Below are 20,025 nucleotides of genomic sequence, written 5' to 3'. Positions count from 1 at the left end.
GTACCAAGGAGCCCCGCACGGTCGTGCGGGGCTCCTGCCTTTCGGGCGCCGCGGTCGGGAAACCGCGTAAAGCGGCTTCGGTCTCCCGTGCGAAGTCGGCGGCGACGACCGCGCGGCGCAGTTTCATGGACGGGTGAGATGGCCGCCGACCGCTCCGTGAATGCGAACGGGCGCACAGTGAAGCGGCGTATGGACTCGGCACGGGAAACGGTGGAATTCGCGTCGTCCACGGCCGGCTGCTGCCCGGCAGGCAGTTCCGCGCCGGAGACCGGCTCGCCCAGGGCCTCCGCCTTGTGGCCGGTCCGCTTCCCGTGCTCCAGGCCCTCGGGTCGGGGGGCGAGCGGGGCGCAGACGTACGGCCCGCCCTCGACGCGTGGGCTCCGTAGGCGGATGTTACTTACGGTAACGCATTCAGGAGGCGGGCAATGGCCCCGCCGCGCCGGGCCTCCGGCGTTCGCGGACCTGCCTCGGCACGCGCTCGCGGGCCGCCCCGGCCCCCGGGTGTCAGTTGCTCCGAGCCGCCGCGCGCGAGGCGTCGTCCGCCTCGTCCTCCTGGGCGGCGCTGGCGGCGAGGTTCGCCTTCGCGCGCTCCACGCGGGTGGAGACCTGGACGGAGGCCTCCTCGCGCACCCCGCGCAGCACGACGAAGCTGAGCGGCGCGCTGATCACCAGCGCGAGCAGCATCACCCACAGCAGGTTGGAGTCGCCGAGGCCGGCCGGCAGCACGCGGACGTAGACCAGGCCCCAGATCACCAGGAAGCAGGCCGCGAACAGGCCAAGACGCATCAGGGAGTAGCGCAGCATGGGGCTCGGTTTCCAGCTCACGGTCGTTGCCACTTCCTTCGTTTCCCTCGTTCCGGTCCGCGGGACGGACCTGACATACCCGTATCAGTGAAGCACGGGCCCGGGACCGTCAGGTCAGCGGGAGCCACATCGTGATGTCGTCACGGTCGTCACCTGCGGCGACGCGTATCGCCGCGGGAACACGCCCGACCTCCTTGTAGCCGGCCGAGGCGTAGAAGCGCTCCAGCCCCATGCCGCCGCGGCAGGTGAGCTTCAGTCCCTCCAGACCGAGGTCGCGGCCGGCCCGCTCCGCCGCCCGCAGCAGCTCCGAGCCGTTCCCGCAGCCCTGCAGGGACGGGTCGACCATGACGGTGTACAGCCACGCCCAGTGCCTCATCAGGCGGTGGGTGTTGAAGGTGAGGAAAGCCGAGGCGACCAGCCGGTCGCCGCGGAAACCCGCGACCATGTGCGCCCTGCCCTCGGACAGCGCCGCGTAGTGCCGTTCGGCTTCGAGGGCGACGTCGGCCCGGCCCACGGGCGCGACGAAGCCGACGGCGCCGCCCGCGTTGGTGACGTCGGTCCACATGCGGACGAGCCGGTCCCGCAGTCCGGGGGTGAGCTCGGGGTCGAGGGTGAAGCGCAGTGCCATGGCGCACACCCTAGGCATCGAGGCTGACAGCACTCGACGGGCGTCCGGCCGCCGGCCGACATCGGGGTTAAGTCGGAACCTCGTCCCCGGTCTCACACGCGCATCGGCTGCGGCGACTCACGGCGGGCGGCATCGGGACCGGGGTACTCGCGGATGATCTCGTACCGGGTGTTGCGCTCGACCGGACGGAAGCCCGCGTCCTGGATGAGCTCCAGCAGGTCGTCGCGGGTGAGCTTGTTGGGCGTCCCGTAGTTGTCGGCGTCGTGCGTGATCTTGTACTCGACGACCGAGCCGTCCATGTCGTCCGCACCGTGCTGCAGCGCCAGCTGGGCGGTCTGCACGCCGTGCATGACCCAGAACACCTTCACGTGCGGCACGTTGTCGAACAGCAACCGGGAGACCGCGAAGGTCTTCAGCGCCTCGGCGCCGCTGGCCATCGTGGTCCGCGCCTGGAGGGTGTTGCGGACCTTGCCGTCCTTCAGGTCGACGAAGTCGTGCTGGTAGCGCAGCGGGATGAAGACCTGGAAACCACCGGTCTCGTCCTGCAGCTCGCGCAGCCGCAGCACGTGGTCCACCCGGTGCCGGGGCTCCTCGATGTGCCCGTACAGCATGGTGCACGGGGTCTTGAGGCCCTTCTCGTGCGCCAGGCGGTGGATGCGCGACCAGTCCTCCCAGTGGGTGCGGTGGTCGACGATGTGCTGCCGCACCTCCCAGTCGAAGATCTCCGCGCCGCCGCCGGTCAGCGACTCCAGGCCGGCCTCGATCAGCTCGTCCAGGATCTCGCTCGCGCTCATCCCGGAGATGGTCTCGAAGTGGTGGATCTCGGTGGCGGTGAAGGCCTTCAGGGAGACGTTCGGCAGCGCCTCCTTGAGCGCCCTCAGCGAGCGCGGGTAGTAGCGCCACGGCAGCGTCGGGTGGAGGCCGTTGACGATGTGGAGCTCGGTGAGGTTCTCGCCCTCCATCTGCTTCGCCAGCCGGACGGCCTCCTCGATGCGCATCGTGTAGGCGTCCTTCTCCCCCGGCTTGCGCTGGAAGGAGCAGTACGCGCAGGAGGCGGTGCAGACGTTGGTCATGTTGAGGTGACGGTTGACGTTGAAATGGACGACGTCACCGTTCTTCCTCGTCCGCACGTGGTGGGCGAGCCCGCCCAGCCAAGCCAGGTCGTCGGACTCGTAGAGGGCGATGCCGTCCTCGCGGGTCAGCCGCTCACCCGCGTAGACCTTCTCCTCCAGCTCGCGCTTGAGCCCCGCGTCCATCGTCCGCCTCGCCTTCACCATCCGAATCGACCGTTCGACCTTACGCCTAGCTTGTCTCGGGGAGTTCGCCGACCCGGTTCTCCCACTTCGTGGAGAGCACGATCGTGGTGCGGGTGCGGGAGACGCCCTTGGTGCCGGACAGCCGGCGGATGGTGTGCTCCAGGCCGTCCACGTCGGGGACGCGCACCTTGAGCATGTACGAGTCGTCGCCGGCGATGAACCAGCAGTCCTCGATCTCGTCCAGGTCGCGCAGCCGGGTCGCCACGTCCTCGTGGTCGGCGGCGTCGCTGAGCTGCAGGCCCACCAGCGCGGTCACCCCGAGGCCGAGTGCGGCGGGGCGGATCGTGGCGCGGTAGCCGGTGATCACGCCGGCCTGCTCCAGCCGGTTGATCCGGTCGGTGACGCTCGGTCCGGACAGGCCCACCAGCCGGCCCAGCTCGGCGTACGAGGCCCGGCCGTTCTCACGGAGGGCCTGGATGAGCTGCCTGTCCACCGCGTCCATCAGACTGGACCCCTTCATTCGTGCCGCGACTGCGCTGCCAGGACAAGAATCTAAGGCATGTACGGGGATGTGCCCTGCGCATCAATCCGCGGCAGCCCCGTCCACCCCGGCCCCGGCGGCGCCCAGCTCGCCGTCCCAGCGCCGGTACAGCTTGTGCGGGACCCCCACGGCGTCCAGCACCCGGCCGGCGACGAAGTCCACCAGGTCCTGTATGTCCCTGGCCCCCGCGTAGAAGGCGGGCGAGGCCGGGAGTACCACGGCGCCCGCCTCGTCCAGCGCGACCAGGTGCCGGAGCGTCTGGCCGCCCAGCGGCGTCTCCCGTACGGCGACCACCAGCGGCCGGCGCTCCTTGAGGGTGACGCTCGCCACCCGCTGCAGCAGGTCCTTGGAGAGCCCGAGGGCGACGCCCGCGACGCAGGCCGTGCTCGCCGGCACGATCAGCATCCCCTTGACCTGGTACGAACCCGAGCTCGGCCCGGCCGCGAGGTCCCCGGCGGACCAGTAACGCACCCGGCTCAGATCGGTCTCGAACCGGTCCGGGGTGCCGTCCGCGCCGCGGGCCAGCCAGCGGGCCAGGTCATCGCGCCAGTGGGCGTCCCGGAAGGGCGCCCCGGTCTCGTCCAGGACGGTGAGCCGGGCGGCCCGGCTGACCACCAGGTCCACCGCCTCACCGGCGTGCAGCAGCGCCCGCAGCACCGCCGCGGCGTACGGCGTCCCGGAGGCGCCGGAGACCCCGACCACCCAGGGTGCCCCGCGCTCGCTGTCGTCCATGACGCGAGCCTATCCGGCCGCTCGCACAACCTTCCGGCCACCTCGCGGATCCTTGGCGCGCTGCCGCTGTCCGTCGGCCTCGCCCCCGACGCGGCACCCGTCGCCGCCCCGGCAGGCGCCACCCCGCTCGACCCTCAGGACGTCATGGGCGCCATGACGCAGTTCATGATGGGCGGAATGGACGAGTAGGCCCGGGAACCGCCACGGATGCCGTGGCCGTTGTCTACCGTGAGGGAAGCCTGGCCGGCCAGGCGGGCGGTGGACCACCACGAGGGGGAACCTGTGGCGTACAGACCCATCGCCGGCCGTGACGCCGGTGGCCCCCGGCGAGGCGTTCACGGTGACGCCGCGCCGGGTGCGGGCGAGCGGGCCAAGACGGCCGCCGCGATCATGTTCATCTGGGTGGGGCTGCTCTGGCTGATCGAGTGCGTCGACCTGATGACCCATCACGCGCTCGACACCTTCGGCATCGTGCCGCGCCGGATCGGCGAGCTGCGGGACATCATCCCGGCCGCGTTCATCCACTTCGGCTTCGACCACGTCGCCACCAACAGCCTGCCGCTGCTGGTGCTGGGCTTCCTCGCGGCGCTGCGCGGCACCGGCCGCCTGCTGAGCGTGGTCTTCGTCATCGTGATGACGAGCGGTGGCGGGGTCTGGCTGGTGGCCCCGCCGCACACCAACACCGCGGGCGCCTCCGGCGTGGTCTTCGGGCTGTTCGGCTACCTGCTGGTGCGCGGCTTCGTCGACCGGCGCCTGATCGACATCGCGGTCGGCCTGGTCGTCGCGGTGGCGTACGGCTCGATCCTGTGGGGTGTCCTGCCCACCGCGCAGGGCGTCTCCTGGCAGGGTCACCTCTTCGGCCTCGTCGGCGGCGTCGTGGGCGCGTTCCTCTTCCGGGACCGCCCCCGCCGACGGGTTGATCAGTTGAGGCCGTAGGATCCCGGGAACGAAGCGACGGGGGGCGGTTGTCCATGACCGATTTCAGCAAGCACGACGAGGTACCGCCGCGGGACACGGCACCACCCGTGCCGCCCCAGGGACCGGCCCAGGGCCCCCACGCCATGGCGTCGCCGCCACCGCTGCCCCCGTACGGCTACGGCTACGCCCACGGGCCGCTGCCGTACCCGCCCCCGCCGCTGCGGCCGCCCACCACTCCGGCCATGTGGGCCCATCTGGGCGCGCTGCTCACCCTGGTGGCGGGCAGCAGCGTGTGCTGCGTCGGCTGGGCGCTGGCCTGGGTGGCCCCGCTGATCGTCCGCTCCAACCAGCCCAACAAACACGACCCGTTCATCCGGCACCACGCCGCCCAGGCGATCAACTACGGCATCACCACGGCCATCGTGGGCCTGCTCGGCATCATCGGCTACGGGGGCGGCTTCGCCTGCCTGGCTGCCTACGAGGACGGCGGGCCGGTCTGGCTGCCCATCACGGCCTTCTCCCTGACGGCCGCGGCCGCGCTGTACCTGCTGACCGGGCTGGTCTTCTGCATCATCGGCAGCACCAAGGCCAACAGCGGTCAGTGGTGGAGCTACCCCAGGTTCTTCGCCCTGCCGTTCGTGCGCGGCTGACCGGTCGCGGCCCGGGCGTCAGACGCCCAGGCCGCGCACCGCGAGGTCCAGCAGGGCGCAGAGGAACAGCGCCATGCCGATGAAGCCGTTGACCGTGAAGAACGCCCGGTTGAGCCTGCTGAGGTCGCCGGGCTTCACGATGGTGTGCTCGTAGACGAAGGCGCCGCCCACGATCAGCATGCCGGCCCACCAGAAGGCCCCTGCACCCACCGCCAGTCCGTACCAGACCAGCAGCACGGTCGTCACCACGTGGCTCACCCGCGCCCCGTACAGCGCGCCGTCGATGCCGAACCGGGCCGGCACCGAGCGCACCCCGTGGGCGCGGTCGGCGGCGACGTCCTGGCACGCGAAGATCAGGTCGAAGCCGCCGATCCACACGCCCACCGCGAGGCCGAGGATCACGGCGTCCCACGACCAGGAGCCGGTGACCGCGAGCCAGGCGCCGACCGGGCCCATGGCCTGGGCGAGGCCGAGGATGGCGTGCGGGTAGTCGGTGAACCGCTTGCCGTACGGGTAGACCACCATCGGGACGACCGCGATCGGGGCCAGCGCCAGGCACAGCGGGTTGAGCAGCGCGGCGGCGCCCAGGAAGAACACGACGGCGATCAGCGCGCCGGTCCACGCCGAACGCACGGACACGGCGCCGGTGACCAGTTCGCGTCCCGCGGTGCGGGGATTGCGGGCGTCGATCTCGCGGTCGATGATCCGGTTGCAGGCCATCGCGAAGGTGCGCAGGCCGACCATGGCGACGGTGATCAGGAAGAGCTGCCACCAGTGGACGGTCCGGTCCTGCGCGAACATCGCGCTGAGCGCGGCGATGTAGGCGAAGGGCAGCGCGAAGACCGAGTGCTCGATCATCACCAGCCGCAGGAACGCCCGTACCTTGCCGTCCGGGCGCGGAGAGGGTCCGAAGAGATCCGGAGTCGCGGATTCGGCGCTCACAGGCCGTACTCCTTCCAGCGGCGGTCGACCTTCGCGGCGGTCTCCGGGTCGGAGAGCACCATCTCGGGCCAGCCGCCGTCTCGGGTGTAGCCCTCCTCGGGCAGCTTCCGGGTCGCGTCGATACCCGCCTTGCCACCCCAGAACTGCTGGTAGGAGGAGTGGTCGAGGTGGTCCACGGGACCTTCGACCACCGACAGGTCCCGGGCGTAGTCGGTGTTGCCCAGCGCCCGCCAGGCCACCTCGTGCAGGTCGTGCACGTCGCAGTCGGCGTCGACCACGACGATCAGCTTGGTCAGCGACATCATGTGCGCGCCCCAGATGGCGTGCATGACCTTCTGGGCGTGCTTGGGGTACTTCTTGTCGATCGAGACGATCGCGCAGTTGTGGAAGCCGCCGGCCTCCGGCAGGTGGTAGTCCACGATGTCCGGCACGACGACCTTCAGCAGCGGGAGGAAGAACCGCTCGGTGGCCCGGCCCAGCGGACCGTCCTCGGTGGGCGGCCGGCCCACCACGATGGACTGGAGCAGCGGGCGGCGGCGCATCGTCACGCAGTCGATGGTCAGCGCCGGGAAGGGCTCCTGCGGGGTGTAGAAGCCCGTGTGGTCGCCGAACGGCCCCTCGGGCAGCATCTTCCCGGGCTCCAGCCAGCCTTCCAGGACCACCTCGGCCTGTGCGGGCACCTGCAGCGGCACCGTCTTGCAGTCGACCATCTCGATGCGCCTGCCGCCCACGAAACCGGCGAGGAGGTACTCGTCGATGTCGCCCGGCAGCGGCGCGGTCGAGGCGTACGTCACGGCCGGCGGGCACCCGAACGCGATGGCCACCGGCAGCCGTTCGCCGCGCCGCTGGGCCACCTGGTAGTGGTTGCGGCTGTCCTTGTGGATCTGCCAGTGCATCCCGATGGTGCGGCGGTCGTGCCGCTGCAGCCGGTACAGGCCCAGATTGCGGACGCCGGTCTCGGGGTCCTTGGTGTGCGTCAGGCCGAGGTTGAAGAAGGAGCCGCCGTCCCCTGGCCAGGTGAACAGGGCGGGCAGCGCGTCGAGGTCGACGTCGTCCCCGGTGAGGACGACCTCCTGGACGGGCGCGTCCTTCACCTTCTTCGGCGGCACGTGGGTCATCCCGGCGAGTTTGCCGAAGGCCTCGCGCACGCCGACGAAGCCGTGCGGCAGTTCCGGCTTGAGCAGCCCGCCGATCCGGTCGCCGATGTCGGCGTAGGACTTCAGGCCGAGGGCCTTCAGCAGCCGGCGGTCGGTGCCGTACACGTTCATCGCCAGGGGCATCGAGGAGCCCTTGACGTTCTCGAACAGCAGCGCCGGGCCGCCCGCCTTGTTGACGCGGTCGACGATCTCACCGACCTCCAGGTACGGGTCGACCTCTGCCTTGACACGCCTCAGGTCCCCCTCCTTCTCCAGGGCCCTCAGCAGCGAGCGAAGATCGTCGTAAGCCATGCGGTCCAGTATCCGGCACGCACTACCCTGGATCCGTCACCGGGGCCCTGCCACGCCCCGCCGTCGCTGTCTGGGGGGCATGCCCGCGATGATCCGGTACATCCCGTTCCTGCTGGTGCTGGCGTTGTGGATCTACGCCTTCATCGACTGCCTCAACACGCCCGAGGAGCAGGTCCGCGGCCTCCCCAAGGTCGTGTGGGTGATCGTCATCCTGCTCTTCGGCGAGGTGCTGATCGGCCCGATCGCCTGGCTGGTGGCCGGCAAGCACCGCACGGCCCCGGCGGGCGGGAGCACGCCCTCGGAGTGGCACCGCAACCACCGCACGCAGTGGGTCGCCCCGGACGACAACCCGGAGTTCCTGCACTCGCTCCGCGAGGAGAACAAGAAGGACGAGCAGCTGCTGAAGAGCTGGGAGGCCGATCTGCGGCGCCGCGAGGAGGAGCTGCGGCAGCGCGAGAACGGCTCCGGCGACAGCCAGGACAACCAGCCGCGCGGCTGATCCTGCGGGACACTGGGCGTCATGGACGACGCGCGGGCGATGCTGGCGACGGCCGTCGCGGAGGCCCGGGCGGGCCTCGCGGAGGGCGGGATCCCCATCGGGGCGGCCCTGTACGGCCCGGACGGGCACACGGTGCTGGGCCGCGGCCGCAACCGGCGTGTGCAGGACGGCGATCCGTCCATGCACGGCGAGACGGCGGCCTTCCGCGCGGCCGGGCGGCAGCGCACCTACCGCGGCACGACGATGGTGACCACGCTGTCGCCGTGCTGGTACTGCAGCGGCCTGGTCCGGCAGTTCGGGATCTCCCGGGTCGTCATCGGTGAGGCCCGTACCTTCCACGGCGGCCACGACTGGCTGGCCGAGCACGGCGTGGAGATCGTCCTGCTGGACGACCCGGAGTGCGTCGCCCTGATGACGGACTTCGTCGCGGCCCGTCCCGACCTGTGGAACGAGGACATCGGCGCGTGATCCCCGCCATCGGCGCCGGGCCCCGGCTCACCGCGGACGCCGTCGGCCGCGCCCGCGTCGCCGCCGCCGTCGACGAGGCGCTGTGCTCGGCCGGCCTGAAGGTCACCGGGCACGGTGCCGACCCGGGACTGCGCGCGGCGATCCGGGAGGCCGCGCGCGGCTTCTTCCGGCTGCCGGCCCCCCGGACCCGGGGTCAGAGACCCGCGTAGGAGTGCTTGCCGGTGATGAAGATGTTCACGCCGTAGTAGTTGAACAGGAAGCAGGCGAAGGCGAGCAGCGCCAGGTAGGCGGCCTTGCGGCCCTTCCAGCCGGCGGTGGCGCGGGCGTGCAGGTAGGCCGCGTAGACCACCCAGGTGATGAAGGACCAGGTCTCCTTGGGGTCCCAGCCCCAGTAGCGGCCCCAGGCGGCCTCGGCCCAGATCGCGCCGGCGATGATCGTGAACGTCCACAGCGGGAAGACCATGGCGTTCACGCGGTACGCGAACTTGTCCAGGCTCGCCGCGGACGGCAGGCGGTACATGATGTTCGCCCAGGTGCCCTCGTTGCCGCCCGGGGCCGCGAGGCCGGTCTCGTAGCGGTCGCGGAAGAGGTAGAGCACGTTCGCCACCGCGCCGAGGTAGAGCACCGCGCCGGAGATGATGGCGCACGAGACGTGGATCCACAGCCAGTACGAGTGCAGGGCCGGGACCAGCTGGTCGCTGTCGGTGTAGAGGACCGAGACCGCCAGGCCGAGGTCGAGCAGCACCGTGGTGGTCAGGAAGAGCCCGATCCAGCGGACCTTCTTGCCCAGCAGGAGCAGCACCAGGTAGGCGGTGACCGCCGTGGCGCCGAAGGTGGTGGAGAACTCGTACATGTTGCCCCAGGGGGCGCGCTGCACCGAGAAGGCACGCGCCGCCACGGCAGCCACGTGCAGCGCCCACGCCAGCACGGTCAGGGACACCGCGATACGGCCGTACAGGTCGCCCTGCTCGGTGTCGCCCGCCGCGCCGGGGCCGTCGGCGATGCCGCGGTCACTGGCGGAGGCCCGGGTGACGACCTTGGGGCGGGCCAGGGTGGCGGTGCCGCCGCCCTGCTTCACGGTCACGGTGACCGGGGGCGCGGCGGCGGCGCCGGGGGCGAGCGCGGCGGAGGTCCTGGCGACCTTGCTGCGGCTGCCGAAGACCCACTCCGCGATGTACGCGAGGAAGGCGAGCGTGTAGACCGCCATCGCCGAGTAGATCAGGTAGTTGCTGGTGTGGGCGACGTTCTCGTTGACCGCGGCAGCGATGGTCACGCGCGCGCTCCTTCGTCATGGGGCAGGGGTTCTTCTGAGGCTTGGGGGGCGGCTTGCGGGTCCGCCTCGGGCAGCGGCGGGGCCTCGACCGTGAGGTCGGCGGCGAGCGCGCCGAGCTCGTCGGCGATCCGCGCCGACTCGCTGCGGCCGAGTCCGGCCAGCTCGACGACGGTGGCTCCGTCGTCGCCGCGTACCGCGCGCACCCAGATCCGGCGGCGCTGGATGAACAGCGAGGCCGCCAGGCCGGCGATCGCGGCCACGGCACTGACCAGCGCCCAGCCGTTGCCGACCTGGTGGGAGACCTGGAAGGTGGCCCAGGTCTTGATGCCGTCGAAGGTGAGCGAGCCGTCGCCGCCGGGCAGCGCAAGGGTGTCGCCCGGCCGCAGCATGTCGCTGAGGATCTCGCCGTCGGCGCCCTTGTACTGCTTCATCTTCTTGGTGTCGAGCTGGTACACGTTCTGCGGCAGACCCGCGTCCACGCCCAGGTCGCCGTGGTAGGCGGTCAGGACCAGCACCGGGTAGTCCAGCGCCGGGAAGGTCGAGTGCGGGCCCTGCTGCGCGTCCAGCGCGAAGGTCGGGGTGAACAGACCCTGGAAGCCGTACTGCGTCTTCTTGCCGGCGTGGTCGCGGACGTCCATCGCCTTGATCACGCCGGCCGAGGTCTGGTTGCCGTCCCGCGGCAGGAACGGGACCGGGCCCTGGAAGACGACGTTGCCCTGGCCGTCCTTGACGGTGACGACGGGCGCGTAGCCGTGGCCGATCAGGTAGACCTTGGAGCTGTCCACCTCCAGCGGCTTGTTGACCTCGATCGTGGACTTCGTCTGCCTGCCGCCCGGGCTCGTCCAGTAGTGGATGTTGGCGCGGAAGGTGCGCGGGGTGCCCTTCTGCGGGCCGCTGCGCGCGTACGAGGCGGTGAAGCCGTCCAGCTTGAAGCCGAAGGTGTCCAGGTCGTCCGCGTTGTAGAAGGTGCCCGGCTTGAAGTCGTCGTACTGGGTGAGCGTGTTGTTGAAGCCGTCGCCCTCGACGATCAGCTTGCCGCCCTCCGCCTTGAACAGCCCGCCCACCGCGAAGGAGATCAGCAGGCCGAACAGGGCGATGTGGAAGGCCAGGTTGCCGGCCTCGCGCAGGAAGCCCTTCTCCGAGGCGACCGCCGTGCCGGTGATCCGGGTGCGGAAGCGGCGGCCGCGCAGCGCGCGCTGCGCGGCGGCGAGCACCGCGTCCGGCTCGGCCTCGGTGCGCCAGGTCGCGTGGGCCGGGAGCCGGGTGAGATTGCGCGGGGCGGCCGGGGGCTTGGCGCGGAGCTGGCCGACGAACTGCCAGCTGCGCGGCACGATGCAGCCGGCGAGCGAGACGAACAGCAGGATGTAGATCGCCGAGAACCACACCGAGCTGTAGACGTTGAACAGCCCGAGTTTCTCGTAGAGCGGCGTCAGCGTGGTGTGGGCGGCCTTGAAGTCCTGCGCCTTGAGCTCGTCGACGGCGGTCTGCGGCACCAGCGAACCGGGGACGGCGGCCAGCGACAGCAGGAAGAGCAGGATCAGCGCCACCCGCATCGAGGTGAGCTGACGCCACGTCCAGCGCGCCCAGCCCCCGACCTCGCGGCCGGTCCAGGCGAGTGCGCCGGCCGGGCCCGGCTTGCGGACGCCGCCGAAGGAGCCGGGCACGGCCTGGCCGAGGTCCTCGACGGGCGCGGTCGACAGCTGTGCGCCGGCCGCTCCGAGATCGGCCGCACCGGCGTCCGCCGCCGCGCCGGGGGGTGCCCCCGCGGTGTCTTTGGAGCTCATGGATCAGATCCCTGGAGTGAAGCCGGACGACCAGATCTGCATCTGGTAGACGATGTGGTCCCAAACGCCGGTGACGAGCAGCAGGCCGACGGCGACGAGCATGCCACCGCCGATCCGCATCACCCACACATAGTGGCGCTTGACCCAGCCGAAGGCGCCGAGCGCGCGGCGGAAGGCGATGGCGGCCACGATGAACGGCAGGCCGAGGCCGAGACAGTAGAAGACGGTGAGCAGCGCGCCGCGGCCCGCGCTGGCCTCGTTGAAGGCGAGCGTGTTGACGGCGGCCAGGGTCGGGCCGATGCAAGGGGTCCAGCCGATGCCGAAGAGCAGCCCGAGCAGCGGCGCCCCCACCAGCCCCATCGCGGGCCTGCGGTGGAAGCGGAACTCGCGCTGGGTGATCCCGCCCACCAGGCCCATGAACGCCAGGCCCATGACGATGGTGAGCGCGCCGAGCACCTTGGTGATGACCGTCTTGTGCTCCTGCAGTGTCCAGCCGAAGTTGCCGAACAGCGCGCCGCCGGAGACGAAGACGGCGGTGAAGCCCAGGACGAACAGCGATGCGCCCGCGAGCATCCGGCCGCGCCGGGCCTCGGCCAGGTCGGTGCCGGTGACACCGGTCACGTACGACAGGTAGCCGGGGACGAGCGGCAGCACGCACGGCGAGAAGAACGAGACCAGACCGCCGAGGAGCGCGATCGGCACGGCGGCGAGCAGGGCGCCGCTGAACACGGTCTGGTTGACGTCGCCGGTCGCGGCGAGTGCGCTCACGTCACTTCTCCGCGATCACCGGGTCGAGGACCTCGTGCAGTTCGTCCGCGCTGAGCTCCTTCAGCGCCCGCACCGCGATCTTCCCCTGGCGGTCGATGATCAGCGTGGAGGGGATGGCCTGCGGGTTGACGCTGCCCTTGGGGAAGCGCAGCACCAGGTCGCCGGACGGGTCGTAGAAGCTCGGGAAGGGAATGGCGAATTCCTTCTCGAAGGCCTTGGCCTGCGCGGTCTGCAGATCCCGGGTGTTGATGCCGAGGAACTGGACGCCCTGGGACTCGGTCTCCTTCGCCACCTTGGCCAGGTGCGGCGCCTCGGCCCGGCAGGGCGGGCACCACGAGCCCCAGATGTTGAGGACGACGACCTTGCCCTTGTGGTCGGCGAGGCTGAGCGGAGCACCCTCGACGGACTTCCCGCTCAGCTCCGGCGCGGCCACCCGGTGGCCCCGCTCGACCGTGGAGATCTCACCGGTGCCGCCGACATAGTTCGTTCCGGAGCCGGTGCCGTTGGAGGACGCTGTGGAGGTCGAGCAGGCCGTGACGGCCAGCGCGAACGCGGCTGCCCCGGCGAGTGCCGCGGCACCGCGGAGCGGACGGCGTCGGAGGGCGCGCGTAGGACTCATGTGAAAAGTTTCGCATGTGGCCCGGGGCGATCTCGCGCACCCCCGACAGCTTTGCCGAAAGCGGCAAATGCCCCAAGTAAGCGACGGTTAATCGCGGCTCCCGGTCTGGTGCGCGAACTCGTCCACCAGTGCGTCCTGGAAGGCCTTGAGGTCACCGGGCCTGCGGCTGGTGACCAGGACGTTGGGGCCGTCGCAGTCGACCACGACCTCCTGGTCGATCCAGGTGCCGCCGGCGTTGGTGACGTCGGTGCACACGCTGGGCCAGGAGGTGAGGGTACGCCCGTGCACGACGCCTGCCTCCACGAGCAGCCACGGCGCATGGCAGATCGCCGCGACCGGCCGGCCCTCGGTGAAGAAGTCCCTGGTGAAGCTCACGGCGTCCGGGTCCAGCCGCAGCAGGTCGGGGCTCACGACGCCGCCGGGGAGCACCAGCGCGTCGAAGTCCGCGGCGACCACCTCGCCGAGCGTGTCGTCCACCGGGAACGTACCCGCCCGGTCGAGGTGCTCGAAGGCCTGGACGCGGCCGCGGCGGGTGGAGACCAGCCGGGGCGTCCCGCCCGCCTCGCGCACCGCCTCCCAGGGGCCGGTGAGTTCGCTCTGCTCGGCGCCCTCCGGCGCCACCAGGAAGGCGATCTTCCTCCCGTGCAGGGACGCGCGCATGACCTCCGCCCTCCTCGGCTCGGTCCTCGGGGACGTTCCCGTTCACCGCCTCGCCTGCCCGCCGCTTTCCGAATGAAACGGACGGATCGCTCAGGAAGGGGAGGGAAGGAATGAAGGGGAGGAAGGGGATGAGGTGGACTTGGAGGAACGTTCCTGCGCGAGGAAGCGGCGCCAGCCGCCCGCGGGACGCTGCCCCGGCCCGAGGGTGCGCAGCTTCGCCAGCACCGCGGGGTCCTGCCCGTCCAGCCAGTCCACGAACTGGCGGAACGACACCAGACGCACGTCCCGGTGGTCGGCTATCCGCCGGAGCGCGTCCTCGACGGCGTCCATGTAGATCCCGCCGTTCCACTGTTCGAAGTGGTTGCCGATGAACAGCGGCGCGCGGTTGGTCTCGTACGCCCGGCGGAAGCCCCCCAGGTAGGCGTCGCGCGCCTGCCGCTGCCAGGCCGGGTAATGGGCGGGGTTGCCGCGCGTGGAGTTCACCGACTGGTTGGCCAGCATGTTGTAGTCCATCGACAGCACCTCGAAGGAGCGGCCGGGGAACGGCAGCGCCTGCAGCGGCAGGTTCCACAGCCCGTGGCTCCTGCCCGGCCACACCTGCAGACCGCCGGGTGAGCTGGCGTCGTAGCGCCAGCCCAGGCGGGCGGCGGTGGGCAGCAGCGAGCGCTGGCCCAGCAGGCAGGGCGTACGGCCGCCGACCAGTTCCTTGCGGTAGTCGAAGGGCAGCGGGGGCAGGTCGGTGAAGCCTGTGTGGGTGCGCCAGTTCTCCACGAAGCCGACGGCCTGGTCTATCTCGCTGCGCCAGTCGGCCGGGCTCCAGCGGCCCACCGAGCCGGATCCCGCGCAGAAGTGGCCGTTGAAGTGCGTGCCGATCTCATGGCCCTCCAGCCAGGCCAGCCGCAGCTGCTCCAGGGTGGCGCGGACGTGGGCGTCGGTGAGGTAGCCGATGTCGGAGGCGCCGACGGGATTGCGCGGCGGCTTGTAGAGCCTTCTCTTCGACTCGGGGAGCAGGTAGATGCCGGAGAGGAAGAACGTCATCTTCGCCCCGTGCTCACCCGCGACCTTCCGGAACCGCGCGAAGAGGCCGTTGTCCAGCTCGCCCGCCCCGTCCCAGGAGAAGATCACGAACTGCGGCGGCGTCTGGCCGGGTTCCAGGCGCTCCACGGCGGGCTGGTGGGGCTGCGGCCCGGTGTCGGCCGTGGAGCCGTCGCCGATCGCCCGCACCGACGGGGAGGGGGAGGGGGTGGGCTTCCCCTGCCGGCCCGTGGACGGTGTCGGCGAAGCCGGGGACCCCCCGTTCACGTGCCGGCCACCGGGATCCTCACCGGCACAGCCCACCAGGCCGGCGGCGGCCGCTCCGGCCGCCAGGCCCAGTACCCCTCGTCGGCTGATGTCCCGCATTCCGCGCCCCAATCCCCGTGCGTCGCCCCGGCCTCACCGCGTCACCGCCCTAGATGCCGTGCGGGCGCGGCGGGTTCCGTCGCGGGGAGCTGGATTTCACCGGACGGGCACCGGATCGGGCCGGGCGGCGGCAGCCGTCACAAGGCGTGACGGAGCGCACCGGCCTCCGTGGCCGGCGCCCTCGTGAGGGACGGTCGCCGGGTCCTGTCGTCAGCGTGCGGCTCCCCCGGCCGGCTCCGCGGCGGGGGCTCCGCCGACGACAGGACCTACGCGCCGAAGCCCTTGCTGCCGCCCTTGACCGGCTTGGCCCCGGCCAGCAGATGGGCCGGGACGAGGTCACGGGCGGGCTCGGTGTAGCCGACGGAGACGATCCTGTCGTCCTCGAACGTGAAGGAGGTCAGGCTCGCCAGGGTGCACTGCCGCTTGCGCGGGTCGTGCCACAGGCGTCGCTGCTCGACGGCGCTGCGCACGATCCAGATCGGCAGTTGGTGGCTGACGCACACCGCCTCGCGGCCGCGGGCCGCGTCGCGGGCCGCCTCCAGCGCGGCCGTCATACGGACGACCTGGTCCGCGTACGGCTCGCCCCAGCTCGGCCGGAACGGGTTGACCAGGTGCTTCCAGTTGGCGGGGCGCTTGAGCGCGCCGTCGCCGACCCCGAAGGTCTTGCCCTGGAAGACGTTGTCCGCCTCGATCAGCCGCTCGTCGCTCGCGACGTCCAGGCCGAGGACGGCGCCGATCGGCGCCGCCGTCTCCTGGGCGCGCTCCAGCGGCGAGGCGACGACGTGGGTGATGTCACGGCCCGCGAGGTGCTCGGCGACCCGGTCGGCCATCTTCCGGCCGAGGTCGGACAGGTGGTAGCCGGGCAGGCGCCCGTAGAGCACGCCGGTGGGGTTCTCCACCTCGCCGTGCCGCATCAGGTGGACGACCGTGATCTCGCTCATGCCGTGGCCTCCGCGGCGGCGCGGGCGGCGGCCGGCAGGGCGGCGGCGACACGCTCGACGGCGGCGGCGTCGTGCGCCGACGACACGAACCACGACTCAAAGGCGGAGGGCGGCAGGTACACGCCCTGGGCGAGCATCGCGTGGAAGAAGGCGGTGAAGCGGAACGCCTCCTGCTTCCTGGCCTCGTCGTAGTTCGTCACCCGGTCCTCGGTGAAGAACACCGAGAACATGTTGCCCGCGGTCTGCAGGCTGTGCGCCACGCCCTCCTTGGCGAGAGCGGCGGAGACCAGGCCCGACACCTCCGCGGCGACGGAGTCGACGGTCTCGTACACCGCGTCGTCCAGCAGCCGCAGCTGGGCGAGGCCCGCGGCGGTGGCCACGGGGTTACCGGAGAGCGTGCCCGCCTGGTAGACCGGGCCGGCGGGCGCGAGGTGCGCCATCACGTCGGCACGGCCGCCGAACGCCGCGGCGGGGAAGCCGCCGCCCATCACCTTGCCGAAGGTCATCAGGTCGGGGCGGACGCCGTCGATGCCGTACCAGCCGGCCTTCGAGACGCGGAAGCCGGTCATCACCTCGTCGGAGATGTACAGCGCGCCGTTCTCCCGGCAGAGGTCCGCCAGGCCCTGGTTGAAGCCCTCGGCCGGCGGCACGACGCCCATGTTGCCGGGCGACGCCTCGGTGATCACACAGGCGATCTCGCCGCGGTGGGCGGCGAACGCGGTCCGTACGGCCTCGAGATCGTTGTACGGGAGCACGATCGTGTCTCCGGCCTGCGCGCCCGTCACCCCAGGGGTGTCCGGCAGCCCGAAAGTGGCAACCCCGGAACCCGCGGCGGCCAGCAGCGCGTCCACATGACCGTGGTAACACCCCGCGAACTTGATCACCTTGGCCCGGCCCGTGAACCCGCGCGCCAGCCGGATCGCCGACATCGTGGCCTCGGTGCCGGAGGAGACCAGCCGCACCAGCTCGACCGGCGCGACGCGCGCCACGATCTCCTCGGCCAGTTCCACCTCGCCCTCACCGGGCGTGCCGAAGGACGTACCCCGCGCAACCGCCGCCTGCACGGCGGCGATCACCTCGGGACGCGTGTGGCCGAGGATCATCGGCCCCCAGGAGCAGACGAGGTCGACGTATTCGCGACCATCCGCGTCCTTCAGGTAGGGACCCGTTCCGGACACCATGAACCGGGGCGTACCGCCCACGGCACGAAAGGCGCGCACCGGGCTGTTCACCCCACCAGGGGTCACGGCGGCCGCTCGATCGAACAAGGTCTGAGAAACTGGCGCTTCGTAGGCGTACGGATAGCTCACAAGCACATGTTCTCAAATGCCGGGCGTTGCGCGACAAGGTATCGACCGTGCATCTGAGACGATGATCGGGTTGCGCGGTTGGGTCTGCGGATGGTCGGGTAGTGGAATGCAGCGCGGTGGCGAACGCGGTGACGTGGGCGGCGGGGCGGACGACCCCGACGCGGAGCACGCCCGCCCCACCGGTCGGCGCCGCCGGCCGCCGAAAGAGCGCGACAGGGCCGTTGAGAAAAGCGGGAGCAGGGGTGGCCGAGTGGGGGTGACCTACAAGTACTTCGGCGCACCCGATGGTGCCACCGCCGCGCGGGTCCCGATCTCGATGCGACCCGAGGAACTCGGCGGTGACGAGCTGGGCCAGGGCATGTACACCAAGGTCAAGCCGGAGACGATGGCCGCCATGGTGCTGACCGGGATCGAGGGCATACCCCCGGCGAAGGTCCCGCCGCTGGAACTCGTCGTGCTCCATCCCGACTACGCCGTCGTCAAGCTGCCCCACTCCGTCGTCGAGCCGTTGCGCAAGGCCGACGAGGAGGCCCTCGGCGCCGCCGCCTTCATCTGGTCCACCGTCCCCGACCGCCGCGGTCCGCGGGACGCTTTCGTGATCTACAAGATGCTGCACGAGTGGCAGGACTTCGCCCAGCGCTGTCACGAGAGCGGGCACCAGCTGTACTGCCTGGTGTGGCCTTGACGGGCGCCGGGCGGATGCGGGTTCACTGACGGTTACAGGACCACCACGACGACGCCGTTGTCATAGCCGTAGCCGTATCCGCCGTAACCTCCGTAGCCATGGCCGTAGCCGTAGCCGTAGCCACAGTCGTCGTGGAAGCGATCGTTGTAACGCCATCCGTAACCCCAGTCGCCGTAGCCCCCACAGCCGTCCCCATGGGTGACGACGGACTGGTGCGAGGCGGGGGCGGCCTGTTGCGGAGCCGCCCCGGCCGCGCCGGCTCCGACGAGGGCGAGGATGGGTGCCGCGAGTGCCGCTGCGGCGACCCGGCGGATGGTGATGCTCGTGACGCGCATTGTCGTTCCCCTTCGAGGTGCGGAACGTGGGCGCCGGTCGCGTGCGCGACCGTGCGCGGATCGCACCGGCCGATGGGGGTGGCACTGGTGCGACAGGGGGTGCGCCTGGACCTCGGGTGCGGACGCACCATCACAGACGTGAAGTGTCGGACGGGATGCGGCTCATAGGAGTCGCCCTCTGACATGAACCTTAGGTTCCATTACTCCCCGCAGTCAATACATAGGGTGAAATACCCTAATTTCGGACCCGATTCATGCGGTGGGAACTCCTCCGGTCACGAAGGGTGACCAAACCGGTGACGTTCCGTCGTGCGCCGGTCACACGGGAGCATCGCGCAACCGGGGTTGATCCGGACGGATCGGGCACAACCTGGCAGGCGGGGCGGTTCACCGCCCTCCCCAGCGCCGTTCGCGCGGACGAAGACGAGCATGAGCGAGTCCCACGAGGTGCGGCCGGCGGAGACCAGCGGCTGCCCGCTCCGCCGGCGGCGGATCCTGCTGCGGCGGCCACCCCACCACGAACTCACCGGTCGCCCGCGGCCGTTGACCGGGCCACCCGGGCCGCCGGGTCCGGCGGCCCGGGTGGCCCGGCGCACGGGACGTGACGGCCCGCGCGGCGAAGTGCAGTTCGCTCAGCCGGGCGAGGGCGTCGCTCGCGCCGAGCAGTACCCCGCACAGCCGCCCGGGCGGCACTCGGGGCAGCGGTGGCTGCGGTGCGGGCGGCCGGCTGCGGCCCGGCATGACGCTTGCCCTCAGGCTCCTGCCCGGCGTCCCTCACTCAAGGACGCCGGTCCTGGCCTGTCAATCGGCGCCCGGGGCACGACGGGGCCCCGGGCGGGCCCGTCGGGGCCCACAGGGAGGCCGGCGACGGGCGGTGGCCGCCGGGACGCCGCGGCGCCGGCTCGCGCACGGGCTCCCGCCAGGGCCGATCGTACGACCGGCCGAGCCCCGGACCCGCCGTCTGCGGTACGTCCGGCGCCCGCGGCGCTGCGATCGCCGCGGGCGCCGGCACGCGGACATACTGGGCTACTGCACCACAAAGGGCGTGACCCACCCGGAGGCACCACGATGCCCGTGTACGAGATGCGCGCGGAGTACGACACCGAGGATGGCGGACCGGCCGGCGACGGCGCGGTGCGGGCGTGGCACATGGTCCAGGACGGCGCCGCGACGGGGCTGTGCGGTCGGGGGCTCTCCCCCGCCGCGGCCGTACAGCCGGAGGACGTGTGGGGGACGCCGCAGGCACAGCCCTTCTGCCACAGTTGCGGCGCGCTGTATCTGCGTCAAACCGCCTGAGGCGGCGGAGGATAGCCGCTCGAACGCTTGTCCCGCATGCGGAACCCCGAGATTCCGGAGCGGGTGG

The 20,025-nt window shown here is 71.3% G+C and carries 23 protein-coding genes; 7 read left to right on the top strand and 16 right to left on the bottom strand.

Annotated features, from left to right (window positions below):
* Positions 1-504: 504 nt before the first annotated feature.
* The 5 genes from ACRWNP_RS10740 to ACRWNP_RS10720 all read right to left on the bottom strand — a co-directional run bounded on the left by ACRWNP_RS10740 (position 505) and on the right by ACRWNP_RS10720 (position 3,961).
* The gene (locus ACRWNP_RS10740) at positions 505-804 is read right to left on the bottom strand and encodes a DUF4229 domain-containing protein (protein ID WP_431960973.1); all 300 of its coding nucleotides are present in this window, start codon (positions 802-804) and stop codon (positions 505-507) included.
* A gap of 109 nt (positions 805-913) precedes the next feature.
* A complete protein-coding gene (locus ACRWNP_RS10735; protein ID WP_431960859.1) occupies positions 914-1,432 on the bottom strand; it encodes an N-acetyltransferase family protein in 519 nt (172 codons plus the stop codon).
* Positions 1,433-1,524: 92 nt separating this feature from the next.
* Entirely contained in the window at positions 1,525-2,688 is a 1,164-nt protein-coding gene (gene mqnE / locus ACRWNP_RS10730; RefSeq protein ID WP_431960972.1) for an aminofutalosine synthase MqnE, read from the bottom strand.
* A 46-nt stretch (positions 2,689-2,734) separates the two neighbouring features.
* The gene (locus ACRWNP_RS10725) at positions 2,735-3,190 is read right to left on the bottom strand and encodes an Lrp/AsnC family transcriptional regulator (RefSeq protein WP_431960858.1); all 456 of its coding nucleotides are present in this window, start codon (positions 3,188-3,190) and stop codon (positions 2,735-2,737) included.
* 81 nt (positions 3,191-3,271) lie between these two features.
* Positions 3,272-3,961, bottom strand: coding sequence for a UbiX family flavin prenyltransferase (locus ACRWNP_RS10720; RefSeq protein WP_431960856.1), 690 nt, complete (start codon positions 3,959-3,961; stop codon positions 3,272-3,274).
* A 390-nt stretch (positions 3,962-4,351) separates the two neighbouring features.
* Here ACRWNP_RS10720 and ACRWNP_RS10715 point away from each other — a divergent pair, with 390 nt between their 5' ends.
* A complete protein-coding gene (locus tag ACRWNP_RS10715) occupies positions 4,352-4,897 on the top strand; it encodes a rhomboid family intramembrane serine protease (RefSeq protein ID WP_431960971.1) in 546 nt (181 codons plus the stop codon).
* A 35-nt stretch (positions 4,898-4,932) separates the two neighbouring features.
* Positions 4,933-5,529 carry a DUF4870 domain-containing protein gene (locus tag ACRWNP_RS10710; RefSeq protein ID WP_431960855.1) on the top strand — a complete coding sequence of 199 codons (597 nt, stop codon included), beginning with the start codon at positions 4,933-4,935 and terminating at the stop codon, positions 5,527-5,529.
* A gap of 18 nt (positions 5,530-5,547) precedes the next feature.
* On the opposite strand, the gene mqnP is transcribed toward ACRWNP_RS10710, so the two are convergent.
* Entirely contained in the window at positions 5,548-6,471 is a 924-nt protein-coding gene (gene mqnP / locus ACRWNP_RS10705; RefSeq protein ID WP_431960854.1) for a menaquinone biosynthesis prenyltransferase MqnP, read from the bottom strand.
* Positions 6,468-7,919 (bottom strand): menaquinone biosynthesis decarboxylase, encoded by a 1,452-nt coding sequence (locus tag ACRWNP_RS10700; protein WP_431960853.1) that lies wholly within the window; start codon positions 7,917-7,919, stop codon positions 6,468-6,470. Before ACRWNP_RS10700 ends, mqnP begins: the two co-directional genes overlap by 4 nt.
* Before the next feature lie 88 nt (positions 7,920-8,007).
* Between ACRWNP_RS10700 and ACRWNP_RS10695 the strand changes: the two genes are divergently transcribed.
* From ACRWNP_RS10695 to ACRWNP_RS10685, 3 genes are read left to right on the top strand one after another with little or no spacing between them, the layout of a single operon-like run.
* On the top strand, positions 8,008-8,418 hold the full coding sequence (locus ACRWNP_RS10695; RefSeq protein ID WP_431960970.1) for a PLD nuclease N-terminal domain-containing protein: 411 nt from the start codon (positions 8,008-8,010) through the stop codon (positions 8,416-8,418).
* Between the two features lie 21 nt (positions 8,419-8,439).
* The gene (locus ACRWNP_RS10690) at positions 8,440-8,886 is read left to right on the top strand and encodes a nucleoside deaminase (RefSeq protein WP_431960851.1); all 447 of its coding nucleotides are present in this window, start codon (positions 8,440-8,442) and stop codon (positions 8,884-8,886) included.
* Positions 8,883-9,095: a hypothetical protein gene (locus ACRWNP_RS10685; RefSeq protein WP_431960850.1), complete on the top strand. Its 213-nt coding sequence runs from the start codon at positions 8,883-8,885 to the stop codon at positions 9,093-9,095. Before ACRWNP_RS10690 ends, ACRWNP_RS10685 begins: the two co-directional genes overlap by 4 nt.
* On the opposite strand, the gene ccsB is transcribed toward ACRWNP_RS10685, so the two are convergent.
* The 8 genes from ccsB to hemL all read right to left on the bottom strand — a co-directional run bounded on the left by ccsB (position 9,080) and on the right by hemL (position 17,642).
* Entirely contained in the window at positions 9,080-10,159 is a 1,080-nt protein-coding gene (ccsB, locus tag ACRWNP_RS10680) for a c-type cytochrome biogenesis protein CcsB (protein ID WP_431960849.1), read from the bottom strand. The two genes, ACRWNP_RS10685 and ccsB, sit on opposite strands and share 16 nt — an antisense overlap.
* The gene (resB, locus tag ACRWNP_RS10675) at positions 10,156-11,943 is read right to left on the bottom strand and encodes a cytochrome c biogenesis protein ResB (RefSeq protein WP_431960848.1); all 1,788 of its coding nucleotides are present in this window, start codon (positions 11,941-11,943) and stop codon (positions 10,156-10,158) included. The genes ccsB and resB overlap by 4 nt, the downstream gene beginning before the upstream one ends.
* A 3-nt stretch (positions 11,944-11,946) precedes the next feature.
* Positions 11,947-12,711, bottom strand: coding sequence for a cytochrome c biogenesis CcdA family protein (locus ACRWNP_RS10670; protein ID WP_431960847.1), 765 nt, complete (start codon positions 12,709-12,711; stop codon positions 11,947-11,949).
* 1 nt (position 12,712) lies between these two features.
* On the bottom strand, positions 12,713-13,330 hold the full coding sequence (locus ACRWNP_RS10665; RefSeq protein ID WP_431960846.1) for a TlpA family protein disulfide reductase: 618 nt from the start codon (positions 13,328-13,330) through the stop codon (positions 12,713-12,715).
* 87 nt (positions 13,331-13,417) lie between these two features.
* A complete protein-coding gene (locus ACRWNP_RS10660; RefSeq protein WP_431960844.1) occupies positions 13,418-13,990 on the bottom strand; it encodes a type 1 glutamine amidotransferase domain-containing protein in 573 nt (190 codons plus the stop codon).
* A gap of 90 nt (positions 13,991-14,080) precedes the next feature.
* Positions 14,081-15,391, bottom strand: coding sequence for a hypothetical protein (locus tag ACRWNP_RS10655; RefSeq protein WP_431960843.1), 1,311 nt, complete (start codon positions 15,389-15,391; stop codon positions 14,081-14,083).
* 266 nt (positions 15,392-15,657) lie between these two features.
* Positions 15,658-16,332, bottom strand: coding sequence for a histidine phosphatase family protein (locus tag ACRWNP_RS10650; RefSeq protein ID WP_431960841.1), 675 nt, complete (start codon positions 16,330-16,332; stop codon positions 15,658-15,660).
* Positions 16,329-17,642: a glutamate-1-semialdehyde 2,1-aminomutase gene (gene hemL / locus ACRWNP_RS10645; RefSeq protein ID WP_431960840.1), complete on the bottom strand. Its 1,314-nt coding sequence runs from the start codon at positions 17,640-17,642 to the stop codon at positions 16,329-16,331. Before hemL ends, ACRWNP_RS10650 begins: the two co-directional genes overlap by 4 nt.
* A 106-nt stretch (positions 17,643-17,748) precedes the next feature.
* On the opposite strand from hemL, the gene ACRWNP_RS10640 reads away from it, so the two are divergent.
* Positions 17,749-18,327 carry a hypothetical protein gene (locus ACRWNP_RS10640; protein ID WP_431960839.1) on the top strand — a complete coding sequence of 193 codons (579 nt, stop codon included), beginning with the start codon at positions 17,749-17,751 and terminating at the stop codon, positions 18,325-18,327.
* A 32-nt stretch (positions 18,328-18,359) separates the two neighbouring features.
* On the opposite strand, the gene ACRWNP_RS10635 is transcribed toward ACRWNP_RS10640, so the two are convergent.
* A complete protein-coding gene (locus ACRWNP_RS10635; RefSeq protein WP_431960838.1) occupies positions 18,360-18,662 on the bottom strand; it encodes a hypothetical protein in 303 nt (100 codons plus the stop codon).
* 1,068 nt (positions 18,663-19,730) lie between these two features.
* On the opposite strand from ACRWNP_RS10635, the gene ACRWNP_RS10630 reads away from it, so the two are divergent.
* Positions 19,731-19,958 carry a hypothetical protein gene (locus ACRWNP_RS10630; RefSeq protein WP_431960837.1) on the top strand — a complete coding sequence of 76 codons (228 nt, stop codon included), beginning with the start codon at positions 19,731-19,733 and terminating at the stop codon, positions 19,956-19,958.
* Positions 19,959-20,025 lie beyond the last annotated feature (67 nt).

Source organism: Actinacidiphila sp. bgisy160, assembly GCF_965342435.1.
Classification (GTDB): Bacteria; Actinomycetota; Actinomycetes; order Streptomycetales; family Streptomycetaceae; genus Actinacidiphila.
The sequence above is the reverse complement of the archived record's forward strand: the minus strand, read 5'-3'. Positions and strand labels throughout refer to the sequence as shown.